19 protein-coding genes are annotated in these 24,701 nt (G+C 56.2%); 7 read left to right on the top strand and 12 right to left on the bottom strand.

Features of this window, described 5'->3' with window-relative positions:
- Nucleotides 1-35: 35 nt before the first annotated feature.
- Entirely contained in the window at nt 36-533 is a 498-nt protein-coding gene (locus AFIDRAFT_RS13810) for a YciE/YciF ferroxidase family protein (protein WP_009340090.1), read from the top strand.
- 23 nt (nt 534-556) lie between these two features.
- On the opposite strand, the gene AFIDRAFT_RS13805 is transcribed toward AFIDRAFT_RS13810, so the two are convergent.
- From AFIDRAFT_RS13805 to AFIDRAFT_RS13780, 6 genes are all read right to left on the bottom strand, one after another.
- The gene (locus tag AFIDRAFT_RS13805; RefSeq protein ID WP_009340089.1) at nt 557-1,450 is read right to left on the bottom strand and encodes an ABC transporter ATP-binding protein; all 894 of its coding nucleotides are present in this window, start codon (nt 1,448-1,450) and stop codon (nt 557-559) included.
- Nucleotides 1,432-2,271, bottom strand: coding sequence for an ABC transporter permease (locus tag AFIDRAFT_RS13800; RefSeq protein ID WP_009340088.1), 840 nt, complete (start codon nt 2,269-2,271; stop codon nt 1,432-1,434). Before AFIDRAFT_RS13800 ends, AFIDRAFT_RS13805 begins: the two co-directional genes overlap by 19 nt.
- 5 nt (nt 2,272-2,276) lie before the next feature.
- Entirely contained in the window at nt 2,277-3,131 is an 855-nt protein-coding gene (locus AFIDRAFT_RS13795; RefSeq protein ID WP_040298474.1) for an ABC transporter ATP-binding protein, read from the bottom strand.
- Nucleotides 3,131-3,904 (bottom strand): ABC transporter permease, encoded by a 774-nt coding sequence (locus AFIDRAFT_RS13790; protein ID WP_009340086.1) that lies wholly within the window; start codon nt 3,902-3,904, stop codon nt 3,131-3,133. The genes AFIDRAFT_RS13795 and AFIDRAFT_RS13790 overlap by 1 nt, the downstream gene beginning before the upstream one ends.
- Before the next feature lie 149 nt (nt 3,905-4,053).
- Nucleotides 4,054-5,178: an ABC transporter substrate-binding protein gene (locus AFIDRAFT_RS13785; RefSeq protein ID WP_009340085.1), complete on the bottom strand. Its 1,125-nt coding sequence runs from the start codon at nt 5,176-5,178 to the stop codon at nt 4,054-4,056.
- A gap of 72 nt (nt 5,179-5,250) precedes the next feature.
- Entirely contained in the window at nt 5,251-6,303 is a 1,053-nt protein-coding gene (locus tag AFIDRAFT_RS13780) for a carbon-nitrogen hydrolase family protein (protein WP_048756786.1), read from the bottom strand.
- A gap of 119 nt (nt 6,304-6,422) precedes the next feature.
- Between AFIDRAFT_RS13780 and AFIDRAFT_RS13775 the strand changes: the two genes are divergently transcribed.
- Nucleotides 6,423-7,385: a LysR family transcriptional regulator gene (locus tag AFIDRAFT_RS13775; protein ID WP_009340083.1), complete on the top strand. Its 963-nt coding sequence runs from the start codon at nt 6,423-6,425 to the stop codon at nt 7,383-7,385.
- A gap of 173 nt (nt 7,386-7,558) precedes the next feature.
- On the opposite strand, the gene AFIDRAFT_RS13770 is transcribed toward AFIDRAFT_RS13775, so the two are convergent.
- Nucleotides 7,559-7,969: a nucleotidyl transferase AbiEii/AbiGii toxin family protein gene (locus AFIDRAFT_RS13770; RefSeq protein ID WP_050789606.1), complete on the bottom strand. Its 411-nt coding sequence runs from the start codon at nt 7,967-7,969 to the stop codon at nt 7,559-7,561.
- Between the two features lie 453 nt (nt 7,970-8,422).
- Between AFIDRAFT_RS13770 and AFIDRAFT_RS13765 the strand changes: the two genes are divergently transcribed.
- From AFIDRAFT_RS13765 to AFIDRAFT_RS13750, 4 genes are all read left to right on the top strand, one after another.
- Nucleotides 8,423-9,397, top strand: a complete 975-nt coding sequence (locus AFIDRAFT_RS13765; protein ID WP_009340081.1) for a HamA C-terminal domain-containing protein — start codon at nt 8,423-8,425, stop codon at nt 9,395-9,397.
- Between the two features lies 1 nt (nt 9,398).
- Nucleotides 9,399-11,978 carry a DEAD/DEAH box helicase gene (locus AFIDRAFT_RS13760; RefSeq protein WP_009340080.1) on the top strand — a complete coding sequence of 860 codons (2,580 nt, stop codon included), beginning with the start codon at nt 9,399-9,401 and terminating at the stop codon, nt 11,976-11,978.
- Nucleotides 11,979-12,290: 312 nt separating this feature from the next.
- A complete protein-coding gene (locus AFIDRAFT_RS13755; RefSeq protein ID WP_009340079.1) occupies nt 12,291-13,088 on the top strand; it encodes a hypothetical protein in 798 nt (265 codons plus the stop codon).
- Entirely contained in the window at nt 13,081-16,383 is a 3,303-nt protein-coding gene (locus AFIDRAFT_RS13750) for a DEAD/DEAH box helicase (RefSeq protein ID WP_009340078.1), read from the top strand. The genes AFIDRAFT_RS13755 and AFIDRAFT_RS13750 overlap by 8 nt, the downstream gene beginning before the upstream one ends.
- An 874-nt stretch (nt 16,384-17,257) precedes the next feature.
- On the opposite strand, the gene dld is transcribed toward AFIDRAFT_RS13750, so the two are convergent.
- From dld to AFIDRAFT_RS13730, 4 genes are all read right to left on the bottom strand, one after another.
- Complete coding sequence (dld, locus tag AFIDRAFT_RS13745; protein WP_002716776.1) at nt 17,258-18,964, bottom strand: D-lactate dehydrogenase; 1,707 nt, start codon at nt 18,962-18,964, stop codon at nt 17,258-17,260.
- A gap of 74 nt (nt 18,965-19,038) precedes the next feature.
- Complete coding sequence (locus AFIDRAFT_RS20355) at nt 19,039-19,863, bottom strand: methyl-accepting chemotaxis protein (RefSeq protein WP_002716777.1); 825 nt, start codon at nt 19,861-19,863, stop codon at nt 19,039-19,041.
- A gap of 29 nt (nt 19,864-19,892) precedes the next feature.
- Nucleotides 19,893-21,038: an alpha-hydroxy acid oxidase gene (locus AFIDRAFT_RS13735; RefSeq protein ID WP_009340077.1), complete on the bottom strand. Its 1,146-nt coding sequence runs from the start codon at nt 21,036-21,038 to the stop codon at nt 19,893-19,895.
- A gap of 81 nt (nt 21,039-21,119) precedes the next feature.
- A complete protein-coding gene (locus tag AFIDRAFT_RS13730) occupies nt 21,120-22,775 on the bottom strand; it encodes an L-lactate permease (RefSeq protein ID WP_009340076.1) in 1,656 nt (551 codons plus the stop codon).
- A 206-nt stretch (nt 22,776-22,981) separates the two neighbouring features.
- On the opposite strand from AFIDRAFT_RS13730, the gene AFIDRAFT_RS13725 reads away from it, so the two are divergent.
- Nucleotides 22,982-23,743: an FCD domain-containing protein gene (locus tag AFIDRAFT_RS13725; RefSeq protein ID WP_244597912.1), complete on the top strand. Its 762-nt coding sequence runs from the start codon at nt 22,982-22,984 to the stop codon at nt 23,741-23,743.
- 297 nt (nt 23,744-24,040) lie between these two features.
- Here AFIDRAFT_RS13725 and AFIDRAFT_RS13720 read toward each other — a convergent pair whose 3' ends face one another.
- Nucleotides 24,041-24,643, bottom strand: a complete 603-nt coding sequence (locus AFIDRAFT_RS13720) for an imm11 family protein (RefSeq protein ID WP_009340075.1) — start codon at nt 24,641-24,643, stop codon at nt 24,041-24,043.
- Nucleotides 24,644-24,701: the final 58 nt, after the last annotated feature.

Genomic DNA, 24,701 nt, shown 5'->3' with positions numbered 1-24,701 from the left:
ACGCGAGCACACACCCCAATTAGAGGCTGGCACCCATGGCGAAGGCTAAAACTCTCAAGGATCTATTCCATGACACGCTCAAGGATATCTACTTCGCTGAAAAGAAGATCATGAGCGCATTGCCGAAGATGGCGAAGGCAGCTCAGAGCGATGACCTGCGGGCAGCTTTCGAAAAGCATCTCGAAGAAACAGAGGGGCAGGTCGAGCGCCTTGAATCCGTCTTCGAGGAGCTTGGTGAAACGACTCGCGGCAAAACCTGCGATGCAATTATGGGGATCTTGGACGAAGGCAAAGAGATCATGTCTGAGTACAAAGGCGCCCCTGCCCTGGATGCCGGCCTACTCGCTGCCGCTCAAGCCGTTGAGCATTATGAAATCTCTCGCTACGGAACGCTCATCACTTGGGCAGACGAACTCGGTTTAAAGAAAGCCAGCCAACTTCTAAAAGAGACGTTGGCCGAAGAAAGAAAAACGGACCAGACACTTTCCAGCATTGCAAAGTCCGGTGTGAACGCGGAAGCCGAGGCTGCATAACCCCATGATGGCGCGCACACAAGCTAGTTGGGGCCGGCACGATAGCGTTGCTTATAAGATTCGATGAGATGATCTGCCGACTGATTTCCAACTGCAAAAGATTTTAGAGCCTCTTCGTGCAAAATCGAAAGTGCAGTCATTTTTAATTGGTTCGCTGTATCGCTTGTCACGACATCGACCAACCGACGTGGGCGTGGCAGATCGACCTTGATGACCTGCCGCAGTCGCAGCGGAAAATTCGACATGATAAGTAGACGATCAGCGAGGAAAATCGCTTCATCAATATCCGTCGTGATAAATAAATGTGTATTCCGCGAGCTTTCAAATAGCTGTGCATAGTATTCCTGCATCAGCCCCTTCGTCATCGCATCAAGGCCGCGGAACGGTTCATCCAGGATCATGACCGCAGGATCATTGATGAGTGCACGCGCCAACTCGGCACGGCGCTGCATGCCCCCAGACAATTGATTTGGGTACGATTTCTGAAACTGATTGAGCCCGACACGGTCAATGGCATCGCGTGCGGCGTCCGCAAGCGATGCTCCCTGTCGTCCTTGGGCTTTGGGCCCGAACACAACGTTCTCATAGGTCGTCATCCAAGGATACAATGCGGATTCTTGAAACACGACAAGCCTTTCGCGATCCGGCTTTGTCACCTTCTTGCCGTCCAACAACACCGCTCCCGAGGTGGGTTGTTCAAAGCTGGCCAACAATCTCACGATCGTACTCTTGCCAGAGCCTGACGGGCCTATCATCACGGTCAGCTTGCTACGTTCCACAGTGAACGAACAATTATCTACGACCGTCTTTGGATAACGATCCGTGCCGTAGGACTTCGACACATCACGAACCTCGAGTTCGCCGCCAACCGATTTTTCTTTCATCGTCCCTGCCCGCGTTATCGTGGCTTCAACCATGGCGCGATCCTGTCTCCCAGCGCACGAATCGCCGAGCTGGAGATGTAACCGGCGATTCCGATACTGATCATGCCGACGATGATTTGCTCGTAGGATCCACCGGTATAGGAATTCCAAATGAAAAACCCGAGGCCTCCTCCGGTGCCACCGGTGCCGCTCCCCATACTACTGCCACCACCGGATATCATCTCGGCCGCCACAACCACTTCCCAGGTCACTCCCATGCCGACGGACGCGCCGACGATGATTGAGGGTAATGTCGATGGCAGGACCACCCGACGAAACACCGTCCACCGTGAGGCGCCCATTGCATAAGCGGATTGAATATATCGCGCATCAATACTTCGCGCGCCGCCAACAACGTTGATGACGATCGTATAGAATGCGCCGAGGAAAGTAATAAACGCTATCGACAGTTCTTGTGTTGGCCAAAAGAGGATCGCCGCCGGCACCCATGCGAGCGGTGGAATCGGACGCAAGACCTCAAAGGTCGGAAAGGCTGTCTGATAGAATGTTCGATTAAGGGCTAATGCCATACCGAATGGAATTCCCAGCACCATGGCTGCGCCAAAACCGCCAAGAACACGGAGAAAGCTGAGATACCAGCTCTGCCAATAGCCGTAATCGCCGATCAGATTGTACCACACCGACAGCACGCGACTTGGTGGCGGGACGACTCCGATAAATGGCAACCGCGCTCCGGTCCAATCACCGAACCTCGAGCCAATCTCCCAGAACACCACGGCTAGAGTAATGGCTATGACAGCTCGCGCAGTTGCGCGCGTTCCAAGCGCGGCAGGCAATCGGGCCAGTGCAAACATGAAGTCTACCCCTCTCGCTCGCCTAATTCGAAGGCTTTCATCGCCTCTTCATGTACGGCATCCATCGTCTCGTCCATCAACTCACGGAAGCGCCGTGACGTCACGATGCTGTAATCCCGCGGGTGAGGCAGATCGATCTTGAGCAGCTTCTTCGTTCTGCAAGGGCGCGAGGTCATGATGACGACCTGATCGCCGAGAAAAATGGCCTCTTCCAGATCATGAGTAATAAAGAAAACCGTGATGCGGTTTCGATAACAGGTCTCGAGAAGCGACTCGTGCATAACCGATTTAGTCAACGAATCGAGCGCCCGGTATGGCTCATCGAGGAGCAAAACCTTGGGATCATTCATCAGCGCGCGAACGATCTCGACACGTCGGCGCACTCCGGACGAAATCTGGCCGGGATATTCATTTTCAACGCCGGACAATCCGGCCTCAGCCATCATCATGCGTGCCTTGTCTTTGGCTTCTTTGACCGACAGTTTTCCTTGCATGACGGGGCCGAAAACAACGTTCTCGATATTTGTCTTCCACGGAAACAGTGCGCCGTTCTGAAACACGACGATGCGGTCTGAACCTGGGTCTGCTTTAGGTTTACCGGGGCCGCAAAGCATCTCATCGTCGAGATAGATCGCGCCGCTCGTCAGTGAATGAAACCCGGCAATCGCGTTCAAAAGCGTTGTCTTGCCGCAACCGGACGGGCCTACCACCATTGTGATCTGGCCAGGCGGGCATTCGAGTGAGCAATGATCGACGGCGACAACGCCGTTTTCGGGGTTTCCGTAGATTTTCACAGCACCTTCGATCCGAATGGTACCGCGAAGGGAGCGCGCTTTGGTTTGTTCGAGCGATGTCTGCATCATTGACCCCCGAGCCCGAGTTCACGAGTGCGCCAGCCCATGAGGAACATCCCGACCGAGCGGATCATGGCGCTGGAGACATAGCCAACGACGCCGAGCGTGATCATTCCAATGACAATCGTCGGATAGCTCACCATCGTGTAGGAGGTGTAGATAACGTAGCCGAGACCGTATTCGCCGGCGATCATTTCGCCTGCGACCAGCGAGAACCAAGCAAGCCCAATCGATATTTCCAGTCCGGTAAAGACGAACGGCAGAGATCCCGGCACAACGATGTGTCTAAAAACCTGCCATCGCGAAGCGCCGAGACAATCGGCAGCCCGGAAGTAACTTTCATCGATGGAATGAACGCCCAACATAGAATTGAGTGTTGTTGCGAAAAAAGCAGGCAAGAAGGTTAGAAATATAACCGGCCCTTCACTGCTCTTGAACATCAGGATCGCAAGCGGTACCCATGCGAGAGCCGGAATCGGGCGCAACATTTCCAAGACAGGAAAAATGTATTCGCGCGCGGTGCGGGACCATCCAATGATGAGCCCAAGCGGAACACCGATGACGGTCGACAACACAAAGGCAATGAAAACACGCTGCAGGCTCGTGAGGATGTGAACGTAATAATCCGGCGTGTAGAACGAAAGACCGAACATCGGCTCGCGGCTGAACCATTCGCGCACTACGGCCGTTGGGCCGGGCATTCCGGCAAAGCGCGGAAGCTTCCAAACCTCGACGCTGAGCCACCAAAATCCGATCAGCAGCGTGAACCCGAGAACCATCAAATAGGGACGCGGACTTTTTTAGCCAGCTCTTGAGCTGATAGAGCGCCGTTTCGAGCTGCATGCGATATCCGCCAAAGGACGCTGGCATGTCAGGACCCGCCGAGGGACCCTGGGTGCGATGGCGGTCCACCGCACCCATTTCTGTATCACTTGCCATGATACGCTGAACCGGGAAGTGCTGGCACGGCTCCAACCGGAGAGCTGAGCTTCCTGTCCTTCAAAACCGCCTCGGCGAACTGCGGCATGACAGCCTCAGGTCGAAGCTGAGCAGTACCGATTCCCTTTATCGAATAGAGAAAATCAGTTCCCTTCTTCATCAAACCCATGACCTCGGGAGTGAACGCAAATGGCAACTCCATCCTGGGATTGGTGCCACCCTGCTCCTTCGGATAGGTTGCATAAAGCGCCGACCATAGGGACTTTTCAGGAAATCCCGTCGTCTGCGTCATAACGAGCTTGATGACTTCCGCGGCGTTTGCCGGATCAGCCAGAAACTGCTGCGCATCGAGTTCAGCATTCAGCCACCCCTTAACGACATCAGGGCGCTGGCTGATCAATTCCGCACTCATCACGATATACGACGAGTCTTTCAGACCGTAGTCGACACCGGAGGAGATGCGGCGCGCCAAGCCTTCCTCTACAAGTCTTGCGGCGACTGGCTCCCAGATTGCGGCGCCATCAAGCTTACCTGCCCGGAAACCGCTGGTTATAACCTCGACGTTCTGATTGAGGTAAGCTGCCGGCTTAACGTTTGCCCGTTCGAACACCGAGCGCGCAAAGATATCCGAACATGTCCCCTTGGGAACGGCCATCTGTTTGCCGCTTAACCACTTGGCGGCTTCGTCGGCGGACTTGAATTCCGGAGCGTCTTTCCGCGCGAGAAGAATGTTGCACTGATCGTAGGCAACGCCGGAGACCCCCACGATCCGGACATCAGCAACATTTTCTTTGGTGGTCGCGATGATTGCAGGAAGATCGCCGATGTACCCGATATGCTGTTTCTTGGCCAACATCGAATTTACGATCGTCGAGCCTTGCAGGCCCACATCGTATGTCACGGTAGAACCCTGTGGGAGGTACTTTTTCCAAAGCTCCTTCCCGTGCAACACCATGACTGACCATACTTCGGTGTAGCAGCAAGGATGCCCGACAACCAAATGAACCGGCTCTCCCGGTTTTCCGAATTCCGCCGATTTGGCTGTCGCCGGACTTAAAACGATAAATACAGCAGCCAATAAACCGTAAACACTCCGACCCTTACACGTCCTCATGGGAGTCTCCCCTCTGGCTCGCGATGCCTGTTGATTTACGACTTTCTTATGCGGATCTTCCGTTGCTTTGCGTCAATCCATTCCTTCGCCATCTATGAAAGCGTCGTTCTCGCTCTCAAGGATATCTCCTCGAAAATAAGCCGGCTGCGGTCGCGCACGCTGAACATGCAGCGAATAAATATCCATGCGGTTGTAATAGCCCGCCATATCGTGGTGCTGTTTGTGCTCCAGGATTTCGGCGACATCGATCTCCGTATGAACAAATCCCTCCGCGTCGCTGCGAATATCGGAGCGCAACGTGCCATCAGGCCCGACGATCATCGAGCATGATCGAGGACAAGCTCTCAGTATGGCTTCCGACTCGGCATTCCCGCTCGCAATCACAGCAAGCGATTCCTCGTCGAGAAACCCGGCGCTCACAATGGTGAAGGCCTTCGCTTCAAACGAGTGAGCAGCAGCACGGACGCGGATCGCATCGCTGAGATCGTAAGGCTTCGCCCCCAGCGGGTTTCGAAATGGCCAGACCGGCGGATAGCTTGAAGTATGAATCTGCTCACTCTGTGCCATCAATGTATATCGAGAGAGCGGATTGTTGTTTTCACCGCAGATTAACGAACCAATACGACCGATACTCGTCGACACGACTTTCAGGCCGGCCCCATCTCCGCTGGTCCAACTCAGTTTCTCATAAAACGTCGGCACAAGTTTGCGGTGGTGATTGAGCAGCTCGCCACGATCAGAAATCAGGACGTTGCTGTTCCACAAGCATCCCTCGCTGTGAGGCGAAACCTCCGAAATTCCCATGCTTACGAATATGCGATGTTTAGCCGCGGCTTCCGCTATCGCCGCCATCTCCGGACCGTCAACACGAACAGAGTTGTCAGCGAACCGTCGAAACATCGAATGACCGTCGATGGGTCTGATAAGCCCATTCCACAACGGAAAGCCCGGAAGAAATGATTCAGGGAAAACCGCAAACCGGGAACCGTCCGCGGCGGCCTTTCCAATCAACTCACATGCTTTGGCGGTGCATGCGGCCTTGTCCAGCATCACGGATGCCGCGTGCACCGCAGTGACAAGCGCTCTCGTCGAACTGTGTTCTGAACCCTTGCTATTCAAAGACATCCCCTAGCTTGGTTGCGGGAAGAAGCATTTTTTCTTCCTCCGTTAATCGGCTTGCGAAATCCTTCCGCATCTGAGAGATTTAGAAAAGCAGAATTTTCCTATGATCGCGTTAGGTAAATATGAATCGCCTCTCGTTGCGCGCACTGCAATATTTTCTGGAAGCTGCCCGAAACAAGAGCGTGACAGCGGCTGCGCGACAACTTCACATCTCGCCTGCCTCGGTATCTGTCGCCATCTCCGACCTTGAAGCCGAACTCGATATTCAATTGTTCGTTCGGCAACCCGCACGCGGAATGAAGCTAACTCCTGCAGGCGAGGTCATTGTTGCAGAGGCGCGATCTCTGCTTGCGCGCGCGGATGAATTTCAATTGCGCGCCGGCGCGCTTGGTCACTCCCTGGAGGGAGAACTAAGCGTCGCCTGCTTTACAAATTTGGGGCCTGTCTATTTTTCAAACTTGCTGGCGCAGTTTTGTCGGCTTCATCCGAGTGTTTCAGTCAAGATTTACGTCTGCGATCAGCAAGAGATTCTATCCGGCCTCGTTGGCGGCCAGTATGAGTTGGCCGTGACGTTCGACCTTGATATTCCCAAACATTTCGAATGGTTGACCCTGGCAGTTATTCCACCGCAGGTGGTTCTTCCCGCCAATCACGAGCTTGCAAATGCGCGGAAGGTATCGCTAAAGCGACTTGCCTCAGAGCCGCTGATTTTGATGGATCTGCCCCATACCCGCGACTACTTCATGTCGCTCTTTCATGGGTTACATATTTCACCAAACCTGAGGTTTAGTTCGACCAACTTCGAAATGGTCCGAACGCTGGTTGGTAATGGATTGGGATATTCAATCTTGAACCTGGTCCCGCACTCCCCTGCGACCTACGACGGCACCCGCATTCGTCATCTGCCGATCGTAGAGAACTTACGCCCGCTTGAGGTTGGTTGTCTGAGCGTTGGCAGGGTGGCACAGCGCCGCGTTGCAAAGGCATTTATAGAATACACTCTCAAGTATTTTACCGAGGCGGATACCACGCAAGTTAAACGTAGCCTTGCACCTCAAAAGAGTGGTCGTAAAACTCGCATATAGGACAAACCTTAAAACTGTGAGAGTTGCCTCAGTAACCGATAAGAAAAAGCTGAACTGGATAGGTTTTCCCTAAATGCTTATCAGTGAACAGTGACTGGATAGCTTTGGCATCAAACCTTATCAGTCATCAACTGGATAGAGGCGCTCCTTCATCGATCGAAAACCTTGAGTCGTTATAGTTTTTCCGACCACTTCTCGAATTCCGCCAAGATCTCCGCAAAGCTTGGCTTCCCCGCATAATATAACGCTCCACCGCGATCGTAGGCCCGCTCATAAAGCAGGTGGGTTGCGGGGTCTTTTAGAAAGAAGGCGTCATTCTGTGTGATGTTTTCATTATCGCCTTGCCGGAATCGCTTTTGTTTATGCTTTGTATAAGCTTCCGTTCCAATGAAGTTCTGCACACTCTCCTGCTGAAGCAGTTCATACGCATCGTAATAATGACGCATGAAGCCGACCGGGTCGGTACCTTCGACCTGTTGTTGACGATATTTGGTCGAAATTGTCTGTAGCTTTTCAACAAAGGTATAGTGCGCTTCATAACAGGGCACGTCTTTCGCGCGGTTACCGTCGGCAGGACATTTCATTGGCACAACCGTTGGCACACCGGAGCGCTCCAATAAGAGGCGCCTCGCAAGTCATTGAAAAGATTGGTGGGCCCGGCAGGACTGCTTCAGCCTCACAAAATCAATAACTTAGAGAAATCCGAGACATCTGATTCTCGCGATGCTTCGCGTTATTTGTCTCAGTCAAATGGTGCGCCATTCAGAATAAAACTGCGAACTCGTATATCATTGAAATAACTATATAATTTTTACAAACCAATCTTCGTGGGAAACGCTTTGTGTCTATTTGGAAGGTATAAGCGTTCAAGGCAAACATGGGCAGAAGATGAGATAGCGGGTTTGGCGGATCTCCTAGACCGGGCAGCGCTCGCAACCTTAGCGCGATCTCCAACAACTGCTCAATTGGCGATCGCCGGCGATAGTGCTAGGTTCAATCAGACTCGGCTCTAGATTTCGGTTCTTGGCGACAGAATCTTGGAATTTGACGCTCTGGCGACCGCACTGGCGATAATAAAGAAGGACTGGTCAGTCCTGTCGTCACGTATCCATACGGCAGAGCACGATATCGTCACCAATCACAAACATCTTAACCTACGTCTGCACTATCCTGCGCTCCGGGACGCCCAGGCTACGGTCGAAGAGCTCGTTAGAACAATTGCTCTCTATCTGACGCATTTCAGCCTCCCACGGAAGCAGGTCGAGGCGGTTTATGCGACGCAAGAGACCATGAAGACAGCGTTCGAACGGCATCAAGCGATCTCACGCTTGGAGCAAGAGGCACGCTCGCTGTTTATCAGGGCGAGAAAATCATCACAGCGCACTGGAGAAGCCGGCGAGCTGCTACTGTATCTTCTTACAGAGTGGTTACTGGACGCACCGCAAATCATTGCCAAGATGTCACTCAAGACCAACGCTCAAATGCCCGTCTATGGCTCCGACGGCATACATGTCCGTTTCGACGCAAAAACTAATCGCCTTGTTCTCTTCTCTGGAGAAGCCAAACTCCACAGCGATATTACCAAAGCAATCGCGTCTGCGGTCACGTCTATCAAAACTGGCTTAAGCCGCGAAAAGATGCAGCATGAGATCGAACTCGTACAACGACACATTGACTTTTCTGGCCTCAATGAGACGGCGCGAACGGCACTCCTTCGCTACCTTGACCCCTTCGACGAGGCTTACAATAATCGGCTCGAGGTGGTGACCTGTCTGATCGGCTTCGATTTCACTGGTTACGCCGGGCGGTCGCCAAACGAACTAGAAGACTTCGATATAAATTTCAAAACCTCAGCGACTGCCAAACTTCGTGAGGTTGGGCCGATCTTTGCGGAGGCTTTAACGGATGCTGGCCTCACCAATCAAAGGGTAGAACTCTTCTTATTTCCTGTACCCTCGGTGTCGGTACTACGCGACCTCTTCCAGAATCAGATTGGCTGGACTCGCGATTAGAATGCAGCCACTCGCTGACAAGGTTTGGGCTAATCCCCACTTCCATGCCGCAGCGAGACGCCTGCAAAGGGCATGGCTCGCACACGACATCGGTGTTGGTCCCGTTGATCACCCCGGCCTTGAAGAAATCGTTCGCATCGTCCGGGCATCGGCCATCCTCGCGTGTTCGAAAACCGCTGACCATCGCGACCAAGCCTATCGAACGATAACATCCGCTTTCGATCTCTATGGTGCATCGGAACTACCTCTTGACCAAGCCACGCGCGTCGTTTTAGCCCGCTTGGGTAACTTCCCTGCCCTAGCTACGCGTCCCTCTATCCGCGACGCCATGCCCTCCCTCCCAGCCAGCCTTATCACAGAGGAACTCATCGTTTCGGATCGCCGAACCATTACACGTCGCGATCGTTCAGTTCTGCTCACCCACTACCAGTTCGGCCTCTGGCGTCGCTTGGTTGCTGGAGAACGAGTGGCGGTCGCAGCACCGACCTCCGCGGGCAAGTCATTTGTACTGCAGAATTTCATTGCCGCGCGCTTGGAGGGGTCAAGTCCCCAGACGATCGTTTACATCGTTCCGACTCGCGCTCTGATCGCGCAGGTCTCCGCTGACGTTCGCAAGCTTCTCATCGGCCATGAAGGGGCTTCAAGCGACGTCGATGTGATTACGATCCCCGTAGAGGCAGGACAGCCCCTACCCAGACGCGCCATCTACGTTCTTACCCAAGAACGGCTTAGAATGATGCTGAGCGCCCATCCCACTTTCCATGCACAGATTATCATAGTCGACGAAGCCCATTCGGTCGGCGATGGCGCGCGGGGCGTACTTCTGCAATGGACAGTAGACGACCTGTTGCAGCGTCTACCGACGACCCAACTCCTGTTTGCCAGTCCTGGCATTCGGAACCTCGACGTCTTTGGACGGATGTTCAACCTTGATGACATAACGATCATGCCCAGCGGCGACCCGACGGTCGCCCAGAACTTTCTGGTCGCGGCGTTTGATGACGCGGAAGCAGGAGACCTGACTGTCCGCTACGTTGAGCCCGCACGTACACTGACTGAGATAGGCCGATTGGCCTTGGCGCGGCGCTCGGTCACCCGTGTCGAGAAACTGGTGAACCTCGCCATCAGTTTAGGCCAGGGCGCGTCCAACATTGTCTACGCGAATGGTGCAGGCGACGCCGAGCATATCGCGCTTGAAATCGCGGCCCGACTCGATCGCTCGCCTACGCCACGAAGGCAGGCACTCGCCCAGCTGGCGGCGGAGACCGTACATTGGTCATATGCGTTGGTGGCATGCGCGAAGAAGGGGGTAGCGTTCCATTATTCGAACATGCCGACGCAAATTCGCACGGCCGTCGAAGAAGCGGTCATACGGGGCGACATCGACTATCTCGTCTGCACCACGACCCTGCTCCAAGGCGTCAACCTTCCCGCTAAAAACCTCTTTCTTTGCCGTCCTGAAAAGGGCGACCGGGTCCCGCTGGAATCGGTCGACTTCTGGAACTTAGCCGGCCGCGCAGGGCGGCTCATGAAAGAATTCCAGGGCAACATCTTCCTCATCGACTACGATCACTGGCGCAAGAAGCCGCTCGACCACCCTCGCGACGCGACCGTCATTCCAGCGGTCGAGGCGGGCCTCCTACAGAAAGGCGCCGACCTTTTACGCGTCATCGAACAGCCAGAGACCCAGCGCCGTGAGATTGATCACATCGACGCTATATTTGGCCGGCTACTGCAGGAGCATTTCTCCGGCACGCTCACGAAGATGTTAAGTCGCATCCCTTCGTACGGCGACGCAACACCGGATTCTCTAGCACTCCAAAAGGCAATTGCCGAAGCAGCCGTTGACATCACCCTACCTACCAGTGTGCTACGCATTAGCCCTAACATCTCGCCGCACAAGCAACAGGCCCTTTATCAAATACTGCGCTTGCGGGCCGAAAGTACACCAGCGAGTGCCATGGCCCTCATCCCTAAACATCCGAGTGACCGTGACGCCTACCAATCCTACGCCGACATTCTCGAAATCTGCCATAAGATCATCGAGGGCCGACCCGATACCTCGCGACTACATCGCTTCCTTGCACTCATCGCGGTGTTCTGGATGCGCGGACGGCCCCTACCACAGATCGTTCAAAATCAACTGCGCCGAAATCCTGATCGTGACCGCCGCGAAATTATTCGTGATACGCTCGAACTTGTTGAGAAGCGGGTACGATACCAATGCGTTCGGCTGTTCAGCTGCTACGGCGCAGTACTTGCCGAAGTACTCCAAGACGTTAATCTTCCGGATGCTGTCAAGACGTTGCCATCAATTCCCCTATTTCTGGAGCTTGGCGCATCGGACAAAACAACGCTCAGCCTCATGTCGAACGGACTGTCTCGTGCCACCGCAACGCGTTTAACGCCTCGTGCTCCGTCACGTGACCTGGATGCAGAAGACGCTATGGATTGGCTTCGCCAAGCCCCGGTGGAGACCTATCGCCTTCCGGCCCTTTTGCTTGAAGAGATTTTAGAGATTCGAGGTGACAAGGCTACTGCGATGACACCAGACGACACCGACAGCCGACGTAAAGAGTAAGCCTCGGGTCAGGCTCCGCATACAGCAGATAGACTTCTGCCGAACGCCGTTAAAGCAGCCGTTCAATATCTCTACGTCTAACGAGGCCAACGGTTACTGGTGTTTCTCGGTCGCACCATCCTTGTTCTTATGGTATGGTCAAAGGACGGGCATAGGGGGCGAAGCGGTATTGAATAGATCAATTGTTTGTTCGTCTTGTGCGAACGAAAAATATACCTGTGGTTTCAGTATCATATTTCGAACGTGTTGCGCTGGACCTGATGTCGCTACAGGTACGCCTCTGACAGTTCGACGACTAGTTCTGTCTCACCAATGACCCTGACGCTCGCCTCACTCGATCATGGCGAACTCTGCCACGGTTGGACATGGACCATCGACGATGAGGACGTACTCGCCGAGCGAGTCGCGCGCATCGTGCTCGGCCAATATCGTCATGTCGCCAAGATCCTGACGGGCGCGGGTGTGTCAGGCCCAGCGGCTCACGCTGAGCAAGCGAACGCCGCAATCAAGCAACTGACCCTCGCTGAGGGCGATGATCCCTGGCACCGTGACGGCTGGCTATTCCAAGCGATCTCGTGGATCGCCGCACACCAGCAGCCTTCCGCCTCACTCACCCGGATGCCGCATATACGCAAGGCTGACAAAGGCTTTGACGGCATGCAACTCGAACTCAACGAAGCTGGTACCGCGATCATCGCGGTCATCGTCTTCGAGGATAAGGCCACCGACAATGCCCGCGACACAATCCGCGACGATGTCTGGCCGGGCATCGTCGCCCTCGAAAAAGGCGAGCGGCTGAACGAACTCAGCCAAGAGGTAAGCGGGATGCTCGACGCGCGCGCCGCAGCCGATCCCGCATTCGACCTCGATACCGCGATCGCCAACACGCTATGGCACGATGCCCGACGCTACCGCGTCAGCATAACTATCGGTGACACTCACAACAACGCCGATGCCCGCGCCAGGCTGTTCAAGGGCTTCGATGAATCCGCGCCTGGCGCTGCCATTCGCCGCCGCGCCGACACCATTTACCTGCCGGCAATGCGCAGCTGGATGGCGAGCTTCGCTGCGCGTGTGATCGTTAAAATCAAGGCCATCGCCAGTGTTTGATCCGACCACTGCGGCGCTGATCCGAGCGGCGCCCCCGCTCCAAGGGCTCGACCTCAACAATCTGCCTAAGCGGCTGACCGAGGCATTTGCCGACATCGTTTCGGCGCGTATCCGCCTGCGCGGTGCGCCCGTTGAAGCGGACGACGAAGCGATGCTCACGACAATCGCTGAGCTTCGCCGCATTGCCGTCGCTCACGAAACCTACACCGCCTTGCTGCCGGATCGTGAGAATCGCGCCTCGGCGGCGTTCGTTGCGGCCTCGGCGCATCAAGCCGTCTCGCTCGCGTTGTGCAGAGCTGAGACCACTAGTCACGTCGACATGGCTGCAGTTAGCCCTGACATCTGCGCTACGCTGCTTTTCCTTCTAGCGGAAGCGCACGCCGATGCCGCCGAGGCTGCCAAGCGTATCGTGCCCGCAGCAGATGCCCGACCAATCGAGCGCGCCTTGTTGTTGGCAATCCGTGGTCTTGCGCAAGGGAGACTCGGGGAGGTTGTGGATGCGGAAGAGCCAGAAATTGATCTCGATGACAATGACCTCGGATTCCGCGCCCTCGACGCGCTTCGCCTCCTGCTGCTACGCGGCGTCACCAATCTTGCGCGGCAATTGCGCTTGCGCATTGACCTCGAGCCCGAAGCGGGGGGCGTCGTACCGGCGCGGGCGCTGTTCGCACAAGTGCGCGACCTTGCCAGCGAGCCAATTGATGGCGCGGGCGTGGCTGGTGAAACACTCCTTAGCCTTTATCCCGGCCCTTTGCATCTCGCCCATTTGCTGCTCGGACTCGAGGGCGACCTGATTGGGACCGCGCTCAGTCGCATCCCGACACCGGGCGGGGTCGATGACAATGGCTGGTGGCAGGTACTCCGTCGCATGGCCCTGCAGCGACCCTATCTCTGGCGCAATCATCGTGAGGCGATCGAGAAGGGCTATCTTGAGCAAGGCGTATCCTCGGCGATTAGTTTTCCGACGGGTGGCGGCAAGTCGACACTTGCAGAACTCAAGATCGCGACCGCGCTTCTGCGCGGAGAGAAAGTCATCTTTCTCGCACCCACCCATGCGCTCGTCGGACAGACTCAGCGCTCACTCAAAAGAACCTTCCAAGACTACAAAATTCTTGCCGATGTCGAGGATGACGTTGGCATCGGTGATGTAGTTGTGCTCGGTGAAGTCACCGTCATGACCCCCGAACGTTGTCTAATGTTGCTGTCGGTCGATCACGATGCTTTCGCTGGCTTAGGACTCATCGTTTTCGACGAATGCCATCTTCTTCATCCGCGCGAGGATGGTAGGAGCCGGCGTGGACTCGACGCGATGCTCGCCATCCTCAACTTGACTCGCATCGTCCCTGCCGCCGACCTGCTGCTACTCTCAGCCATGATGAAGAACACCCAGGAGATTGCCGGCTGGGTGGCTCACCTGACCGGCCGGCAATGTCTAACGCTCGACTTGAGCTGGAAGCCGACCCGACAGGTACGAGGCTGCGTCGTCTATCCCGCCGAGCAGATCAACGCACTTAAGACAGACCTGACTCAAGCCCGCATCGACTATCCTAATCACAACATGCCGCCCGCTTCGGTGAAGAATGCATTACTTGCGCAGCCTTTCGGCCTGTTCAGTCTCCTTCAGACCTGGTCGACCACTGACCGAAGTGACTACGCTTTGCTGCAGCTCCTCACGGATCGTCGCCTGCTATCGAGCGGCCGCGCATCGGGTGGAAGCTGGTATTTAACTCCAAACGGCAACGAGACGAGCGGCGCGATCGCCGCTGCCGCGGCGAGCGCGGGCATGAAGACATTGGTGTTCGTACAAACCACCATCTTTTGCGAGAGCTGCGTTAAGGGATATCCGGCTCGCGTCGCTGCCAGCCAGATCGCGCTTAATGAGGAAGAGCAGAAATGGCGCACCCTTGCCGAAGAAGAGATGGGTGGAGCCGGCTATTGCTACATGAAGCTCGCGGCTGACGGCACGCTTCGGATGGGAGCCGCCAGCCATCATGCGTTGCTTCTACGCGAAGAGCGCGAACTACACGAAAGCCTGTTTCGCCGCCCGGACGGGATCAAGGTGCTATTCGCGACCTCGACGCTTGCGCAGGGCATGAACCTGCCGAGTGAAGTCGTCATTATCTCGGGCGATAGCCGATTCGATCCGCAAGCTGACAAAATGCAGAAGCTCGAGGCACATGAGCTGTTAAACGCCGCAGGGCGTGCAGGACGTGCCGGTGAAGGTGCGCAAGGTTTCGTATTGCTTGTGCCGAGCAAAGTCATTGACTTCGACAATCAGAACAGCCGGATCAACGGCCATTGGATGGACCTGCAGGCAATCTTCGAACAGGCTGACCAATGCTTGGTCATCGATGACCCGCTGAAACTGGTGCTCGACAGCATACACGATGGAGTCACGCAGACCGGCGCCTCAGCTTATCTCTTGAGCAAGCTGCCGCTCGCGATCGCAGGCGCAGAGGCAGATCCAGCCGCGCTACTCCTCAACAGGAGCTTCAGCGCCTATCGCGCGCTAATTGCTGCTGATGCCGACTGGCTGAGCACGAGGGTTGCGGCAGCTTTGGCCGCACGACCAACTCTGGACCTGCCCGAACCCGACCGCTGGATCGAGCAGGTCTCTGGCGCAACCGGCCTCTCCGTCGCGTTGCTTCAACAAATCGTCGAACGATTGGATGCCAACGCCTTTTCAGGAACGGCGATCGAGGTGATCTCGGCGTTGCTCGACTGGCTCGACACGCATCCGAGCCAATTGCTCAGCTTAGCGCGGCCGGAGAGTCTGGAGGAAATGTTTGGCACACCCTACAAAAACCTCACCGACGATGAGGCACGAGGGAAACATGCGTTGTCCTGGTTGCGGAAGCTTTTGCCGATTTGGATGTCCGGCGTACCACTGTGCGAACTCGAAAAGGCATTTCTCGAACGCAGCACCAATCTCAAGCAGTGTAAAAATGCTCGCCACTTCGCGTCCCGACTCGTTCCCGATCTTGCATTTCTGGCGGGTCTCCCTGTCCGGTTACTCGCGGCCCGGCTGCGCGCCGCCGACGACCAGACACCCGTCCCCTCTGTCTTGGCTACACTGAGCAGTGTCGTCCGTGAAGGCTGCGACAGCCCGGACAGTTTGGCGGTGCGCCTCCATTTGACACGTTCGGTATCCCGCGTTGCTGCCCGCAAACACTATGATGCTATCCGCCAGCATATTCAGCCGGGTAACCGTAACGAGAGTTTTGACGACACTCTGGAGCGTATCCGCCATGCTGATGTCGTAGCTAGCTTCGACAAGCTCGACGAGCCCAGTTAACCGACCAGTTCAGACGCCACTGCCTGTTGAGCGCAAGACAGCTTTCAGTTGCTGCAGGCTAGACCGCGAACGTCCGACTTGGGTTCAATGCGACAAACAGCCTCCACATGAGGTCAGTAGTCTGAATAATAGCGAAATAGCGCCGCCGCCAGAGTTCGCAGTTTTATTCTGAGTGGTGGTAGTTTGGCGCGCCTGAAGAGATTCGAACTCTTGCTATGCCACTTCGGATCAGAAGGGGTCATCATCCCAAACGAACAGAGCGCTCTGTTAACCATCGCGCCGGATGTATCGTTTACGAGTCTAGCTTTTTGATTTGGCGGCCTCCACGTTGATGAGGCCAGAGCGCGAGAGCTTTTGGCAGCCGCCACCCGGTGCTGTAACACCGAGCGACGGCCTAACCACAACCGACTAGTTGGAGTCAGTCATGGCTGAGTGCCAGTTTATCCGCGATTCGCGGCCCCCTTCCCATCCCTTGTTGCCGATGATCGCTGCCCGTTTGAGGCGGTGCGGCCGGATCATGTTCCGTTCAGACGGCTGTATGCCCCAGGGCCTGTCCGTTCTCGGCTTCTCATCCGCCATCTAAGCCGGTTTCTCTTTCTTTAGAGAGCATCGCAAAAGGCCGCGAAGCCATTGCACGTCGTGCCAACGCCAAAGCGACGGACATCGCACCGGCCATTCGTGAACTGCAGAAATCTGGCGCGACGTCTTTGCGGGATATCGCCACTGGCCTCAACAATGCGGGAATCCCGACGCCACGCGGCCGGCAATGGTCCTCGCAGTCGCGAAGGCAATTGCATAAGCTGATCTAGGTTACGCTGGAACAGCGGGAGGCGACTTTAAATGCTCACATAGACAGATCGAACGATGGGACGCTCTAGTGCCAGTGCGCGCATTTCGAAGTCTGGCCTATTCCGGGGTTGAGACTATTGGTTGGATCAAGCCTGCGGTAGAACCCCGCCAGCTCGGGCTTGGCGTGATACAAATGGCCGACATTATGTTCGGCCGGATACTCAGCGCCACGCTTATCGAGCAGATCCCACATCTCGTGCTCGAGCGCGAGGCAGTCGTGCCCCTTTTTCACCACGTAGTCCTGATGGAAAACGTGACAGAAGAAGTGACCGTAATAGAGCTTCTTCTCAATCTTGGCGTCCATCTCCGCAGGTAAATGCTCGACCCAGTCGCGATCGTTGCGGCGTAGCGCGATGTCAAGGGCGACGATGTCTTCGACCTCGCGGGCATGGATCGCGCGATAACGCACCGCCGCTCCCGCCACCGCGAAACGGTGCAGAAAAGCAGCTGCGCCCTCCTTCGGAGTACACTCGAACATGTCACCGCGGGCGGAGGGGAAGATGCCGCTCAAATAGTCCCGTGCCTCGACGATACCCGCGCCGCCCATGCGCAGAAGTAGGTGATGTTCGTAACGATTACGGAAATCGTTCATCCGCGCCGGCAAATGCTGCGGCATGAGTCCGGCCATGGCCTGTGCGAGGTGGTCGGAGATAGTCGTCCCCAACCTCAGTCTCTCGGTCAGCGCGTCGATACGTGCCTTGGCGGCGAACAACGCAGGCATCCGGTTGGTCCCCACCTTCTGAATGAACAGGAAGGTGTCCTTGCCGTATTTTGCCGCCACGTCATAAGCTTCGCGATGAATGTATTCGCCCGAGATCGGGACGTTCTGAAAATTGGCGAGGATATAGCGACGAATTTTGGTTAGTTCAGCGGCATCATTCGTGCCTATGTAGAAGACGGCCGTCTCCTTCTCAGCTTTGAACGTGTCGAGCCGCACGGCGAAGACGGCGAGCTTGCCCGCACACCCCACCGACTCGCGAAGACGCCGCGGATCGGCATTGAACCGTGCCGGAGTCTCCGCCTCGACGTCGCGAACATGGGAGACATATTCGCGGTCGGAGGCCCAGGCGTTTGTCGGCACGGCGGCCGGCAGATCACCGCGTTCGACACGCGACAGGATCTGTTCGGGATCATCACCCAAATCCATTCCGAGATGATTAACGAGCCTGACTGAACCGTCGGCGCACACCTCTGCGTACAAGCTCATCTCTGTATAGGCGGGGCCGCGCTGGATCAGAGCGCCGCCCGAATTGTTGCAGATGCCGCCCAGCACTGAAGCTCCAATGCAGGATGAGCCAATCACCGAATGTGGCTCGCGGCCCAGTGGACTGAGGCGCTTCTCCAGCGCGTCCAATGTGGCGCCCGGCAAGCAGAGGACCTGCCGTCCATCTTCGATCAGGTGAATACCCCTCAGGCGCATCACGCTAATCAACACGATCTCGCGATCATAATCCTCGCCCCAGGGAGTAGAACCGCCTGTCAACCCGGTATTCGCCGCCTGGAAGATCATCACTCGTCCAGCCGCAACGGCAGCGTTCAGCACCTGCCACATCTCAATCAGAGAGCCGGGGCGCACCACCGCCGCCACCGGACCACAGCCACAGCGAAAACCACGCGTATAGCGCCGCGTCTTCCGACCCTCCGTCAGCACATGGGACGCCCCCACGATAGCACGCAGACGATCCAGCAAAGCGGCGCGCGACAGCTGGGCCTTGGCTTCAACTTGGATCATGGCGAATTCTTTTCTCCATCAGCAAGCGGACGCGGCAAGGACGCCGACGCGAGATCCACGCCTTCGTCACCACTTCAATGCGATTCCTGCATCACGCTCGCAATATCCGCGACAATCGCACTGACATTATTGATGCTGTTGTTCATCGCGCTCATGGCACGTCGCATTTCATCAACCGCGCCTTGCACCTTACCAATCTGGCTGCCGATATCGATCGTAGCCTTGGCTGTCTGACCCGACAGCACTTTCACTTCCTGAGCGACGACAGCGAATCCAACACCCATATCTCCAGCCCGCCCGGCCTCAATTGTCGCATTCAACGCCAACAAATTCGTTTGCTTTGCGACCTTGCCGATAGTCGTGGCAACGTCTCCGATCCGCGATGTCGTTTCGCTCAGTAATAACATGGCTTTGGCGGCCTCTTCCGCCGCATTGGCTGCTATCGCCGCGACACCCGTTGCTTTCATCATCTGACGAGAGATGTGATTGGTTCGGCTGACATCTTGGATACGCAGAGCGATCACGGACCCCACAAGACTGGTAATGATGTAAGCGAAGGGGCGGACCGCATCGAGCGGACCGGCAAGGCCGTAGGAGCCGATACGCTTTCCGTCGATATTGACGGGCATGTTAATGCCTTCCCGCATACTGCCATTGCTGGCAGCGGCCATATCGGCGTTGACTTCGAACTGATCGACCTCTCCGCCCATGACTCGCGCGGCCGCTGCATGCACGGTCCCGATCCGTTCGCGCAGATTGGAGGCCAGAATGACACCTCCCTGCCCCATGAAGGAGCAGTCGAATCCCATCTTCTCCGCAACCAGATCGCAGATCTGTTGGGTATGAGAAAGATCGATAGTTCCGGATAGCTCGTCGTGACAGTCTGCCGGCGCACTCAAGGAACATCTCCTTGTTTCAATGCAGGGCGCTATCTGAAGCGCAGGTTTTCTCGTGATAGCTGGCTGATCGAGGTGCATCCCATCAGCTTCATGTCGCGCTCGAGTTCGGTCCGCAGCAGGCCAAGCGCACGCTCCACACCGGGTTGGCCGGCGGCGGCGAGCGGATAAAGATAATAGCGTCCGAGACCCACCGCCTTGGCACCCAGCGAGAGTGCCTTGAGGATGTGTGTGCCACGCTGGATACCTCCATCCATCATGACGTCAATGCGGTCGCCTACGGCATCGACGACTTCGGCGAGATGGTCGAAAGGAGCGCGCGAGCCGTCGAGCTGCCGGCCGCCATGATTTGAGAGGATAATCCCCGCACAACCGATATCGGCCGCACGCCTGGCATCTTCGACCGATATGATACCCTTGAGACAGAACGGCCCGTTCCAGCTCTGCACCATCTCGGCCACATCGTCCCAGTTCATCGAGGGGTCCAGCATGTCCGTGAAATAGCGGCCGATCGACATCGCCCCGCCACTCATGTCGACGTGATCTTCCAGTTGCGGCAGCTTGAAGCGCTCGTGAGTGACATACTGGAGTCCCCACATCGGCTTAATCGCAAATTGCAGTATGCCGGCAGGAGTCAGGCGAAAGGGAATGCTGAAGCCCGTGCGCAGATCGCGCTCGCGATTGCCACCGGTGATGCTGTCCACCGTCAGCATCATGACTTCGACACCCGCCTCCTTGGCTCGCTGCATCATGGCGCGATTGAGACCGCGGTCCCGGTGGAAGTAGAACTGATAGATTTGCGGCGTGTCGTGGGTTTTGCGCAGCTCTTCGAGACTCACCGTGCCGAGGGAAGAGACACCGAACAACGTCCCAAGCTTCGCCGCCGCGGCTGCAACCGCGCGCTCGCCCTGGTAGTGAAACAATCGCTGCAGCGCGGTTGGCGAACAGTAGAACGGCGTGGCAAGCTTCTGGCCCATCACGGTTACTGACAGGTCGATCTCGCGCACGCCCCGCAATACATTGGGGACTAGATCGCAATCCTCGAAGCTCCTGCTGTTGCGCCGCTGGCTGCACTCGTCGTCAGCTCCACCGTCGATGTAATCAAAAATCGGCCCCGGCAACCGCTGACGCGCGAGCCGCCGGAAGTCATGGAAATTGTGACATTGATTCAGGCGCATAGCCGACCTCTAGACCATCGTTTGACTATCAAGGGATCTTCCAGAGAAAGAGGCGGGGGAGACCATCCCCCGCCTCCCTCATCAGTGCACGAGGAGACTCAACGGCCAGAGATAGGCCTGACCGAGCACCAGGAAGCCGACAAGGACGGCCAGTGCCAGGCTGTGAAAGAAAACAAAGCGCAGAATGGTGCCTTCGTGCCCGTACCATTTGGTCGCGGTCGACGCGACAACGATACTCTGGGCGTCGATCATCTTACCCATCACACCACCGGAACTGTTGGCAGCCGCCATCAGCACCGGGTTCAAACCCAGTTGTTGGGCGCTGATTTTCTGCAGCCCGCCGAACAGTACATTCGAAGACGTATCTGAGCCCGTAAGAGCAACACCGAGCCAACCGATCATGGCGCCGAAGAACGGGTAGAGAACTCCGGTCTTGGCCATGGCAAGGCCGAGTGTGGCATCAGTGCCCGAGTACTTGGTCACGAAGCCGAGCGCCAGCATGCAGGCGATCGTTAGCAACGAGTAGCGGACGAGAACCAGGGTCTTTCCGAACACTCTGGCAAGGCCAAGTGGGCTGTAGCCGAGAAGGAAGCCAGACACGAGCGCCGAGAGGAAAATACCCGTGCCAGCCGCTGACAGGATATTGAATGCGTAGACCGCTCCCTCCGGGGTTAGCTTCGCCACAACCGGAGGAGCCTTCAGGATTAGGTTATGAAGCCCTTCAACCGGAACGCTACCTATCCAGATGCTATCAAGCCAAGCTTTGATCTGAGGCGTGCCCCACGCGAATACAAACAAGGAGAGAACAATCCAAGGCATCCACGCTCGAGCAACAGCGCCAGCCGAGGTCTTATCGGCCTGATGCTCGTGCTCTTCTTCCTTTTGAACTTTTCTAAATCTCTCGGGCATCTCTTTCAAAATGCGCTTGGGCTGCCAGACTTGCAGGAATGCCCACAGGCAAAGCATCGATGAGATCGCTGCGATAACGTCGACAAGCCATGGCCCGTGGAAGTTGGACACTAGATATTGAGGAACCGCGAATGAAACGCCGGCAACGAGAATAGCGGGCCATATCTCAATCATCTTGCGGAAGCCGACGAAGGCCCAGATCAGCCAGAACGGGACTATCAAAGAGAAGAATGGTAGCTGCCGTCCGATCATGCCAGAGAGCGCTTGAAGATCGAGGCCGGTCACCGCAGCAAGCGCAATGACCGGCGTTCCCAATGCGCCGTAAGCAACCGGCGCAGTATTTGCAATAAGCGACAAACCCGAAGCAGCAAGCGGCGAGAAGCCGAGACCTATGAGCATTGCCGCGGTGACGGCAACCGGTGTGCCGAAACCAGCCGCGCCTTCAAAAAAGGCACCGAGCGAAAATGCGATGAAGAGCAGTTGCAGTCGCCGGTCATCGCTAAGGCTGCTGATCGAGCGCTGTAGAACCTCGAACTCGCCTTTTTCGTTGGTGAGCTGATAGAGAAAGATGATGTTGAGCACCAACCAGCCGATCGGAAGCACGCCAAACGCGGCGCCGTAAGCGGCGGAAAGGCCTGCCAGCTTCACCGGCATGCCGAAACCTAGAACTGCGACAACCAGCGCGGCAACCAGCCCTAATATCGCGGCCCAATGCGCCTTGATCTCGAAAATGGCGATCGCGCCCAGCAGCACGATGACCGGCAGCGCTGCCACCGCCGTCGAAAGCCAAGGGTTGTTAAAGGGGTCGTAAACTTGGGTCCACGTCACTAAGGCCTCCTCATGTTTTCTTGTAAAAAATTATCTTTGGTCATGTTATTTTAACATTTATTCGTTTGGTAAAATTGATTTACCACAACTGTCAATTATAAATTTAAAAGACCATTCGCGAAGAAGCATCGCCATGCTTGACCGACCTCCCCTTTAGTTCATAGTGACGCCGGATTCGCTCGATTTACCAAAGGGGTGGGAGTGTCTTGAGCAACGTTGTGCGAGGACCGAAAGTCTCAGAAGCGATGGCCGCGCACATCGAAAAGCTGATCCTGGAAGGCGTGTTGCGGCCGGGCGAAAAACTCGCGCCAGAACGTGAGCTTGCCGAGAAGCTGGAGATATCACGCCCATCGCTCCGTGAAGCAATTGAGATCCTCGAGGGACGCGGTTTATTGGCCAGCGGCCGATCAGGGACATTCGTCGCGCAATTCCTCACGCCGCTCTTTCAGCCACTTGCAACCCTGTTGCAGGATAGGCCGCGGGTAACCGCCGATTATTTCGAATTCCGCCGCATTCAGGAAGTGAACGCGGCGCGATTCGCGGCCATGCGCGCCACCGATGTAGACCGACAAGCGATCCAGCAATGCATGCAGCGAATGCAGAAGGCCCATCGGCTGGAGGATCCGACGCAAGAAGGTGATGCAGACGTTGATCTTCATCTTTTAATCTATGAAGCGAGCCATAATGTGGTTCTGCTGCACATTATGCGCGCACTCGCGGATCTTCTACGCAACGATATCTTCTACAATCGTGCGCAACTCTATCTGCGAGAGGGCGTCCGGCATCAATTGCTTGAACAGCACCTCGCAATTGCGCAAGCCGTGATCGCAGGTAAAGCCAAGGACGCCGAAGCCGCTGCCGCGCAGCACATCCGCTTTACTTTTGAAACAGTCGAAGAGATCCGGCGCGACAGCTTGCGGCTGGAAACGTCACTCAGCCGCGTGAACCGCAGCGACTTCCTAGCCTAGCCATATGACCTGCGGGAGATAAGCTGGGCATCATCGCCAGTTATCTCACAATCTCACATGATTGATCGCAACGAATTAGCGCCTTGATCCCGGGTTTACATCTGGAGCCGCGAAGGTCAGCCGCGGAGTATTTGACCCGCATTTAAAACCGGAAATCTCGCGCGAGACACGGAACAGGTCAGATACTGTCCTTCAGTAATCGGCTGCTTGATGAGGACCGACAAAAGAGGACAACCGTCGCAAGAGAAAACAGCGAGTTGTAGCCTCCTGGCCGGTCGTTATCGATATGCACGCTTGCTAATCATCCTGATACTCGTGGAAGCGAAGACCGGTCAGCCTGGCTTCGGCAAGCGCCTCTGCAACAAGCGTCGAGCAGAACACGGATCCACGCATGTCGGGATCCGTCCAGATCGGCGCATCACCAATGACCGCTTTGTTGAACACGCATCGGTCGCCGACCGCGGTACGCCACCGACCGCACTCCGTGCGTAACGGCGTCAGCGCACTTTCGTGGAGACTGTGGAGTCGCCGACAGATGACGAACCAATAGTGCCGAGCAAATGGTGCGCTCGCTTTGGCTCGATGAATGTCGACCGGCAAAAATTGATGGACACCGGGGTCGCGCTTTTCAACCACATGTCGGAACGCCTCGGATACGATCGGGCTGCCGACAGCAATGACATAATCGAGGATCGGCTGCGCCTGGCTTTCCCAACACACCATCCGCGGGACGGTGTCTGGGTTGACAAGATAGCCCTGCAGCATCTTATTTGCGGCGTTGTGCAGGCGACGATCGACAGCGTCCGAATCGCGATACTGAACATCAAGGATTGGGCGCCTGGAGTCGGTGCTAATCCTCCCAACTCCGAATGCTTCATTGTCGCCAAGACCATAGATCATTCGCACGCCTGCCAGCCGCCTTGACGAGTCCACCTTGCCTTCTGCTCGCATCGACGGT

Origin of the sequence: Afipia sp. 1NLS2 (assembly GCF_000178995.1) — a bacterium.
Lineage (GTDB): Bacteria > Pseudomonadota > Alphaproteobacteria > Rhizobiales > Xanthobacteraceae > Afipia.
The sequence above is the reverse complement of the archived record's forward strand: the minus strand, read 5'-3'. Positions and strand labels throughout refer to the sequence as shown.